The organism is Rhodococcus sp. (in: high G+C Gram-positive bacteria), from assembly GCF_049286785.1.
Taxonomy (GTDB): Bacteria; Actinomycetota; Actinomycetes; order Mycobacteriales; family Mycobacteriaceae; genus Rhodococcus_F.
This window is the reverse complement of record NZ_JBAQEO010000695.1, coordinates 1-2,113: the sequence shown is the minus strand read 5'-3', so window position 1 is coordinate 2,113 and position 2,113 is coordinate 1. Positions and strand designations below refer to the sequence as shown.

1 protein-coding gene is annotated in these 2,113 nt (G+C 65.5%); it reads right to left on the bottom strand.

The window, feature by feature from the left end; all coding sequences use genetic code 11:
* Nucleotides 1–27 precede the first annotated feature (27 nt).
* Entirely contained in the window at nucleotides 28–2,112 is a 2,085-nt protein-coding gene (katG, locus tag WAW17_RS25195; RefSeq protein WP_422335609.1) for a catalase/peroxidase HPI, read from the bottom strand.
* Nucleotide 2,113: the final 1 nt, after the last annotated feature.

The window sequence follows — 2,113 nt, the reverse complement described above, 5'->3', positions numbered from 1 at the left end:
GGGGCGCCGCAGGAGATGTGCGGATGATCAGGCGAGCTCGAACCTGTCGAGGTTCATCACCTTGTTCCACGCAGAGACGAAGTCCTGCACGAACTTCTGCTGCGCGTCGGCGCCGGCGTAGACCTCGGCGATTCCACGCAACTGCGAGTTCGCACCGAAGACGAGATCGACGGCGGTGGCCGTCCACTTGACCTCGCCCGTGGCTCGATCGCGACCCTCATAGACGTTCTCGGCCGATTCGGATGTTTTCCACTCCGTGTCCATGTCGAGCAGGTTCACGAAGAAATCGTTGGTCAGCACCTCGGGCCGGTCGGTGAAGACGCCGTGGGCGGTCTTCCCGAAGTTGGCGTTCAGCGCGCGCAACCCGCCGATCAGAACCGTCATCTCCGGTGCGGTCAGCGTCAACATGTTCGCCCGGTCCAACAGCAGACGTTCTGCCGGCAGCTTCTCTCCGGCCCGGAGGTAGTTTCGGAACCCGTCGGCCCTGGGTTCGAGCACTGCGAAGGACTCCGCGTCGGTCTGCTCCTGCGAGGCGTCGGTGCGGCCGGGTGCGAACGGGACCGTGATGTCGAGCCCGGCGTTCTCGGCCGCTTTCTCGACGGCGGCGCATCCGGCCAGGATGATCAGGTCTGCAAGCGAGACCTTCTTGTTCCCGGACTGCGTGCTGTTGAAGTCCTGCTGGATCCGTTCGAGGACCGACAGCACCTCGGGCAGTCGGGCCGGCTCGTTGAGCTCCCAGTTCTTCTGCGGATCGAGGCGAATGCGAGCCCCGTTGGCGCCACCCCGCCTGTCGGTGCCGCGGAAGCTGGCCGCGGACGCCCATGCCGCCGAGACGAGCTGGGGGATGGACAATCCCGATTCGAGAATCTTCCCCTCGAGAGCAGCGATGTCAGCTTCCCCGATCAGTTCGTGATCGACCGCGGGGACGGGGTCCTGCCACAGTTGCGGTTCCGGGATCCACGGTCCGAGATAGCGGGAGACGGGTCCCATATCGCGATGCAGCAGCTTGTACCACGCCTTGCCGAACTCGGCTTCGAGTTCCTCCGGGTGGTCCAGCCACCGGCGGGTGATCGGCCCGTAGGTCGGGTCGAACCGCAGCGAGAGGTCCGTCGTCAGCATCACCGGGGAATGCCTCTTCGACGGGTCGTGGGCGTCGGGAACGGCATCGGACCCGGCCCCATCCTTCGGGATCCACTGCCACGCACCGGCGGGACTCTTGGTCTTCTCCCACTCGAAGCCGTACAGGGTCTCGAGGAAGCTGTTGTCCCACTCCTTCGGGGTGGGCGTCCACGCGCCCTCGAGACCACTGGTGATCGCGTCCTTACCGACGCCGGTCCCGAAGGAGTTCTTCCATCCCAGACCCTGCTGCTCGATCGGGGCGGCCTCGGGCTCGGGACCGACGTGGTCTGCCGTGGCGGCACCGTGGGTCTTGCCGATGGTATGGCCGCCGACGATGAGTGCGGCGGTCTCGACGTCGTTCATCGCCATGCGGCCGAACGTCTCACGGATGTCCCTGGCCGCGGCGATCGGGTCCGGGTTGCCGTTGGGGCCTTCCGGATTCACGTAGATCAGGCCCATCTGCACGGCACCGAGGGGGCCGGAGAGTTCCCTGTCGCCGCTGTAACGCTCGTCCCCGAGCCACGTGTCCTCCGGCCCCCAGAAGACCTCGTCGGGCTCGTAGATGTCCTCACGCCCGAAGCCGAAACCGAACGTCTTGAACCCCATCGATTCGTAGGCGCAGTTGCCGGCGAAGATGATGAGGTCCGCCCAGGAGATCTTCCGGCCGTACTTCTGTTTGACAGGCCAGAGCAGCCGGCGCGCCTTGTCCAGGCTCGCGTTGTCGGGCCAGCTGTTGAGGGGCGCGAAACGCTGAGCGCCCTTGCCGCCACCGCCGCGACCGTCCGCGATACGGTACGTACCTGCAGCATGCCAACTCATCCGGATGAAGAGTGGCCCGTAATGGCCGTAGTCGGCCGGCCACCAATCCTGTGAGGTCGTCATCACCTCGAAGATGTCCCGCTTCAGAGCCTCGACGTCGAGGGATTCGAACTCTGCTGCGTAGCTGTAGCCCTCGCCCATCGGATTCGACAGGGGCGAATGGCTGTGGAGAATC